This is a genomic window from Ramlibacter sp. (genome assembly GCF_035706265.1).
GTDB lineage: Bacteria > Pseudomonadota > Gammaproteobacteria > Burkholderiales > Burkholderiaceae_C > Ramlibacter.
Window position 1 is genome coordinate 1 of record NZ_DASSVG010000083.1, and the last position, 7,077, is coordinate 7,077.

The window sequence follows — 7,077 nt, forward strand, 5'->3', positions numbered from 1 at the left end:
GGACCCCGGCCGGCACTGCGCGCGGGGACTTCTGTAGGCGGAAGGTAGCAGCTGAGCCATGAGAAAGCAATAAGAATCCTTCTCATCGCTGGCGCACGTGTGACTTCCTTCGGACATGCACACGTTGAGGGAGGCGCACTCCAGCCGGAGTTGGTAGGCCGTGCTGGACTTGAACCAGCGACCAAGGGATTATGAGTCCCCTGCTCTGACCAACTGAGCTAACGGCCCGCCAAGGGGGAGATTGTAGGGACCGGCCGGGAGGTGTCGGCGCTGCGCGCCATCGCTGGGGTTCGCAAGGCTCACCGCCAGCCTACCAGGAGCCGCCGAGGTGGCCGGCAAGAGGGCCGGGGACGGCCGCCAGACGGCGCCCCAGGGGCACGGGACTCATGTCCCGGACCCGCTCCCCTTCCCGTGGCTCAACGCATTGCTCACCAGCCGCGAGGTGATGTCGACGATCTGGATCATGCGGTCGTAGGCCATGCGGGTGGGGCCGATCACGCCCAGGGTGCCGACCACGGCGCCGTCGACCTCGTAGGGCGCGGAGACGACGGACAGCTCCTCGAAGGGGACGATCTGGCTCTCGCCGCCGATGAAGATGCGCACGCCGTCGGCCTGGCTCGACACGTCCAGCAGGCGCATCAGCTGCGCCTTCTGCTCGAACAGCTCGAAGGCATGCCGCAGGTGCGTCATGTCGCTGGCGAAGTCGGTCACGGAAAGCAGGTTGCGCTCGCCCGAGATCACGACCTCCTCCTGGTCCTGCTTCATGGCCTCGGAGCTCGCCTCCACCGCCGTCTTCATCAGCGTGACGATCTCGCCGCGCAGCTGCTCCACCTCGCCCTTGAGCCGCTCGCGCACCCCCTCGATGGTCATGCCCGCATAGTTGGCGTTGAGGTAGTTGGCCGCCTCCTGCAGCTGCGACTGGCTGTAGTCCACGCCGGTGTGGACCACGCGGTTCTGCACGTCGCCGTCCGGCGAGACGATGATCACCAGGAAGCGCCGCTCCGACAGGCGCAGGAATTCGATGTGGCGGAACACCGAGCTGCGCCGCGGCGCCACGACCACGCCCACGAATTGCGACAGGTTCGACAGCATCTGTGCGGCATGGGCGATCACCTTCTGCGGCTGGTCCGGCGGCAGCGAGGCCGCGGAGACGAGCTCGTCGCGGCGCGCCGTGAGCATGGTGTCGACGAACAGGCGGTAGCCGCGCGCCGTGGGCACCCGCCCGGCCGAAGTGTGGGGGCTGGCGACGAGGCCCAGCTCCTCCAGGTCCGACATCACGTTGCGGATGGTGGCCGGGGAAAGCTCCAGCCCCGAGGCGCGCGACAGGGTGCGCGAGCCCACCGGCTGGCCCTCGGCGATGTAGCGCTCGATCAGCGTTTTCAGCAGCAGCTTGGCGCGGTCGTCGAGCATCATGGAGGAAGGTCAGTCTTGCCCGGCAATTTTAGTGATGTAATTTGCCGATGAAATCCATCTTCCGGCAGGTTGCCCTGATCGGCAAGTACCACGCCGCCGTGGCGCCGGAACTTGCCGCATCGATGCGCACCGCGCTGGAGGAGATTGCGGAATTTTTGACGTCCCAGGGCTGCCACGTGGTGGTGGAGCGCGACACCGCCGCCGTGGCGGAAATCGGCGGCTACCCCACGGCCGATGTGCCCGGGATCGGCGCGCAGTGCGACCTGGGCGTGGTGGTCGGCGGCGACGGCACCATGCTGGGCATCGGCCGCCAGCTCGCCCGCCACGGCACGCCGCTGGTGGGCATCAACCAGGGCCGCCTGGGCTTCATCACCGACATCCCCCTGGACCAGTACCGCACCGTGCTGCCGCCCATGCTGGCCGGCGAGTACGACGAGGACCACCGCACGCTGATGCACGCGATCGTCACGCGTGACGGCCACGCCGTCTTCGACGCCCTGGCGCTGAACGACGTGGTGGTCAACCGCGGCGCCACCTCGGGCATGGTCGAACTGCGCATCGAGGTGGACGGCCATTTCGTCTCGCGCCAGCGCGCCGACGGCCTGATCGTGGCCACGCCGACCGGCTCCACGGCCTATGCGCTGTCGGCCGGCGGGCCGCTGCTGCATCCTTCCAACCCGGGCTGGGTGCTGGTGCCGATCGCGCCGCACACGCTGTCGAACCGGCCGATCGTGCTGCCCGACGACGCCGAGATCGCGATCGAGCTGGTCGCCGGCCGCGACGCCAGCGCGAACTTCGACATGCAGTCGCTCGCCTCGCTGTTGCACGGCGACCGCATCACGGTGCGGCGCTCGCAGCACAAGGTACGATTCCTGCACCCCCGCGGGTGGAGCTACTTCGACACTCTGCGCAAGAAAATGCACTGGAACGAAGGGCCCTGAGGGCCCACACTGCGCCGACCATGAGCCTCAAACGCATCGCCCTGCGCGATTTCGTGATCGTCCGCGAGCTGGAGCTCGAGCTCGCCGAGGGCTTCTCGGTGCTCACCGGCGAGACGGGCGCGGGCAAGTCGATCCTGGTCGATGCCCTGCAGCTCGCCCTGGGCGCGCGCGCCGAGGCTACCGTCGTGCGCGAGGGCGCCCCCCGCGCCGAGATCAGCGCCGAATTCGACCTGCCGGCCTCGCTGCTGCCCTGGCTGCAGGAAGCCGGCTTCGACGCCGGCGAGGCCCTGCTGCTGCGCCGCACCGTCGACAACCAGGGCAAGAGCCGCGCCTGGATCAACGGCAGCGCGGCCACCGCCACGCAGCTGCGCGAACTCGGCGAGCACCTGGTGGACATCCACGGCCAGCACGCGTGGCAAAGCCTCACGCGCTCGGCCTCGGTGCGCGACCTGCTCGATGGCTACGCGGGCGTGGAGACGGCGAAGCTGCAGCAGCTGTGGGCGAACTGGCGCGCCGCGCAGAAGACGCTCGCCGATGCGCGCGCGGCGCAGGATTCGCTGCAGCGCGAGCGCGAGCGCCTGGCCTGGCAGATCGGGGAGGTCGACAAGCTCGCCCCCGGCGCCGACGAGTGGGAGGAGCTGAACGCCAGCCACACGCGCCTGTCGCACGCGCAGGCGTTGCTCGATGCGGCCCAGGGCGCGCAGGAAAGGCTCGACGGCGAGGAGGGCGGCGCCCGCGCGCCGCTCGCGCAGGCCGTGGAGGCCCTGCGCGCGCAGGAGCACCTGGAGCCGCAGTTCCGCGAGATCGCGGAGGTGCTGGCCTCCAGCCTCGCGCAGCTGGAAGACGCCGCGCATTCGCTGCAGGCCTATCTGCGCAAGACCGATCTCGATCCCGAGCGGCTGGCGGAGCTGGACGAGCGCATGGCGCTGTGGGTCTCGCTCTCGCGCCGCTACAAGCGCACGCCGGCGGAGCTGCCGGCGCTGCTGGCGGGTTGGAAGGAAGAACTGGCCAAGCTCGACGCGGCAGCCGATCTCGCCGCCCTCGAAGCGGCGGAAAAGCGCGAACAGGAGGCCTTTCTCGCCGAAGCGCGCGCGCTTTCCAAGGCGCGGGCCAAGGCCGCGCCGCAGCTCGCCAAGGCCGTCACGCAGGCCATGCAGGGCCTGGGCATGCAGGGCGGCCGCTTCGAGGTGGCGCTGGAGAAGCTCGATGCGCCCTCGGCCCACGGCCTGGAGGAGGTGAGTTTCCTGGTCGCGGGGCACGCGGGCAGCACGCCGCGGCCGGTGGGCAAGGTCGCCTCGGGCGGCGAGCTGTCGCGCATCGCGCTGGCGATCGCCGTCACCACCAGCCGCCTCGGCGAGGCGCAGACGCTGATCTTCGACGAGGTGGATTCCGGCGTCGGCGGCGCGGTGGCCGAGACGGTGGGCCGCCTGATGAAGCAGCTGGGGCGCGACCGCCAGGTGCTGGCCGTCACCCACCTGCCGCAGGTGGCCGCCTGCGCCGATCACCACCTGGTGGTGGCCAAGCAGGCTCAGGCCAAGGGGGTGGCGAGCAGCGTGGCCGCCGTGGAAGGCGAGCAGCGCGTCGCGGAGATCGCGCGCATGCTGGGCGGCGAGCGCCTCTCCGGCACCACGCTCGCCCACGCCAAGGAAATGCTGGGCGACGCCGCGGCGCCGGCCCGGGAAAGCTGAGGCCTGCATGTCGCTGGAGCTCGTCCTCATCACGGGCATGTCGGGCTCGGGCAAGTCGGTGGCGCTGCGCGCGCTGGAAGACGCCGGCTATTTCTGCGTCGACAACCTGCCGCCGGAGCTGTTGCTGGAGTTCGTCGAACTCGAGGAGCGCAACCTGCGGCGGCGCGTGGCCATCGCCATGGACGTGCGCACGGCGACCTCGCTGCCGCTGGTGCCGGGCCATTTGCGCGAGCTGGTGCACCGGGGCGTGGCGGTGCGCCCGCTGTTCCTGGACGCCAGCACCGATACGCTGGTGCGGCGCTTCTCCGAGACACGGCGCCGCCATCCACTGTCGAAGACGGCGGTGGAAACCGACGGCGACCAGCACCGCGCCGTGGTGGAGGCGATCGAGCTGGAGCGCGAACTGCTGGCGGACCTGCGCCAGCGCGCGCACGTGATCGACACCAGCGTGCTGCGCGCCTCCCAGCTGCAGGAATACGTGAAGTCGCTGCTGTCGGCGCCGCTCGCGCAGCTGACGCTGGTGTTCGAGTCCTTCTCGTACAAGCGCGGCATTCCGCTCGATGCGGACTACATCTTCGACGTGCGCATGCTGCCCAATCCGCACTACGAGCCGGAGCTGCGCGACCTGACCGGCATGGATGCGCCGGTCATCGAGTACCTGGAGAAGCACCAGGAGGTGCAGGACATGTTCGCGGACATCGCGGGCTTCCTGGACAACTGGCTGGAGCCGCTGGCGCGCAACCACCGCAGCTACGTCACCGTGGGCATCGGCTGCACGGGCGGGCAGCACCGCTCGGTGTACCTGGTCGAGAAGCTGTGCCAGGAGTTTGGGCAGCGGTGGACCACGCTGAAGCGGCACCGGGAGACGGGGAACCGGCGGGGAGAGTGATCCCGCGCGACGGGGCAGGCGTTCGTAGGCTGGTGCTGAGCGCCTTTTCGAGGCGACAGCCTTGAAAAGGCTCGAAGCCCAGCGCTTTCGGGCATCGCTGGGCTTCGGCGCTGTCGCGCGCTCAGCTTGCCCTTCGGGCCAGCCTACGAACCGGCTTCGGGCGCGAGATCAGGTCCGCTCCAGGAACTTCCGCACCGGCGCCGGCAGGCCCAGGGCCGGCCACTCTCCGGCACCGAACCACCCGCCCTCGCCCGCATCCCACCCTGCCGGCACCATCGCCTGCACCGGATGCAGGTGCAGGTCCTTGTGCGTGAGCACGTGCACGAAGGGTTCGACCTCCTGCAACTGGCGCCGCGCGGACGGCGGCAGCGCCTGCTCCAGCGCGGCGCGGCTGGCGAAAACCGGCAGGCAATAGAGCCCGGCCCACACGCCGGGCGTGGGCCGCTTCTGCAACCACACGGCGCCCTCGCGCGAGCGCGCATGCAGCAGCCAGAGCGACTCGGCGCTGCGCCGCAGCTTGCGCGTCTTCACCGGATAGGCCTCGGGCCGGCCCTCGCGCGCGGCGGCGCACTGCGGCTGCACCGGGCAGAGCAGGCAGGAGGGATTGCGCGGCAGGCACACCGTGGCACCCAGGTCCATCAGGCCCTGCGTGTAGCGCGGCATGTTCTCCGCGAGCTCGCGCGCGGGCAGCAGCGCACGGGCGTGCTCCCACAACGTGCGCTCGTTGGCGGCGAAGCTCAGGTCCTCGCCGAAACCCAGCACGCGCGTCAGCACGCGCTTGACGTTGCCGTCCAGGATGGCCGCGCGCTCGCCGAAGCAGAAGGAGGAGATCGCCGCGGCGGTGGAGGCGCCGATGCCGGGCAGCGACTGCAGTTCCGGCGCGGTGCGCGGAAAGGCGCCGCCGAAACGCTGCACCACCTCCTGCGCGCAGCGATGCAGGTGGCGCGCGCGGCTGTAGTAGCCCAGCCCGCTCCACAGCGCCAGCACGTCGTCCAACGGCGCGGCCGCGAGCGCCGCCACGTCGGGAAAGCGGGCGAGGAAGCGCTCGTAGTAGCCCAGGACGGCGGCCACCTGCGTCTGCTGCAGCATGATTTCCGACAGCCACACGCGGTAGGGATCGCGCGTGTTCTGCCAGGGAAGTTCGTTGCGCCCGTGGGTGCGCTGCCAGCGCACCACGCGGCCGGCGAAGCCGGCCGGAACACAGGAACCTGCAGGCTCCGCCTTCCGGTGCTCGCCCTTGGGGCGGCCCGGCGGACTCGCGTCCCTCATGCCCGCAATGCGGCGGGCTCGGTCGGCAGCTCCGAAGTGGCCGGGCCCAGGGGCGTGTGCGAGAGGTGCGAGGTGAGCTCGATCAGCTTCAGGTCGAGCTGGTCGAGCGCCACTTCCTGCGCCTCGATTTCGGCGATGCGGTCGTCCAGGCCGCTGGCGGCCTGCTGGATGCGCTCGATCGCCTCCAGCCGGCGGCCGAAGTTGCGGCGCCGCTCGCGCAGCTGGGCATCGAGCTGCGCCGCCGCGGACTTGTTCCACAGCTCCACCTCGCCCAGCGCCGATTCGTAGATCACGCGCAGCCGCGTGGCCAGCGCGCGCACCAGGCGGTCGGCGAACTCGGGTTGCGCCAGGCGCAGCGCGTTGCTCACGCCCAGGTACTGGTTGTGGCTGCGCTCCACCAGGTCGAGGTCGCGCTCGTAGCGCGCCAGCTCCGGCTCGCGCGGCGCCTGCAGCGAGAAGCCGTATTCCGCATTGAGCTGGCGGAAGGTGCCCGTCAGCATGGTCTGGATCTCGTCGCTCACCCTGGCCGCCTTGCGCAGGCCATCGCGCAGCCGGTCGAAGGTCTTCGCGTAGGCCTTGCGCACGCCCAGCTTCAGGCCCGGCTGCCGCAGCGCGTCGGTCAGCTCGGTCATTTCGGCCTTGAGCGCCGCCGTGCCGAGGATGTTGAACACGTCGCGCAGCAGCTTCAGGTGCACCGAACGAACGGCATGAATGCGCGCGCCGCTGGCGTCGAAGTCGGCCTGCTCCTGCTCGATGCGCGCGCGCATGTGCCGGATCACCGACATGTTCTTGCCGCGCAACCCCCTCAGCTCCACCATCTGCTCCGCGAGGTCGCGGCGGCGGATGGAAAGCAGGCGCGTGGCTTCGGTGCGCAGTT

At 70.4% G+C, this 7,077-nt stretch carries 5 protein-coding genes, 1 tRNA gene and 1 pseudogene; 3 read left to right on the forward strand and 4 right to left on the reverse strand.

All coding sequences use genetic code 11. The annotated features are described in order from the left end of the window. Nucleotides 1–151 precede the first annotated feature (151 nt). Nucleotides 152–228, reverse strand: a tRNA-Ile gene (locus VFM98_RS03135). Nucleotides 229–384: 156 nt separating this feature from the next. Continuing rightward, the gene (gene hrcA / locus VFM98_RS03140) at nucleotides 385–1,410 is read right to left on the reverse strand and encodes a heat-inducible transcriptional repressor HrcA (RefSeq protein ID WP_325108448.1); all 1,026 of its coding nucleotides are present in this window, start codon (nucleotides 1,408–1,410) and stop codon (nucleotides 385–387) included. A 50-nt stretch (nucleotides 1,411–1,460) separates the two neighbouring features. Between hrcA and VFM98_RS03145 the strand changes: the two genes are divergently transcribed. From VFM98_RS03145 to rapZ, 3 genes are read left to right on the forward strand one after another with little or no spacing between them, the layout of a single operon-like run. Then, nucleotides 1,461–2,354, forward strand: a complete 894-nt coding sequence (locus tag VFM98_RS03145) for an NAD kinase (RefSeq protein ID WP_325108443.1) — start codon at nucleotides 1,461–1,463, stop codon at nucleotides 2,352–2,354. 20 nt (nucleotides 2,355–2,374) lie between these two features. After that, entirely contained in the window at nucleotides 2,375–4,042 is a 1,668-nt protein-coding gene (recN, locus tag VFM98_RS03150; RefSeq protein ID WP_325108444.1) for a DNA repair protein RecN, read from the forward strand. Between the two features lie 7 nt (nucleotides 4,043–4,049). After that, nucleotides 4,050–4,931 carry an RNase adapter RapZ gene (gene rapZ / locus VFM98_RS03155; protein ID WP_325108445.1) on the forward strand — a complete coding sequence of 294 codons (882 nt, stop codon included), beginning with the start codon at nucleotides 4,050–4,052 and terminating at the stop codon, nucleotides 4,929–4,931. A 168-nt stretch (nucleotides 4,932–5,099) separates the two neighbouring features. Here the strand turns inward: rapZ and mutY are convergent, their stop codons facing one another. After that, nucleotides 5,100–6,200 (reverse strand): A/G-specific adenine glycosylase, encoded by a 1,101-nt coding sequence (mutY, locus tag VFM98_RS03160; RefSeq protein WP_325108447.1) that lies wholly within the window; start codon nucleotides 6,198–6,200, stop codon nucleotides 5,100–5,102. Continuing rightward, a pseudogene (locus VFM98_RS03165) lies at nucleotides 6,197–7,077 on the reverse strand (dynamin family protein); the annotation flags it as partial. The pseudogene VFM98_RS03165 and the gene mutY, both read right to left, overlap by 4 nt.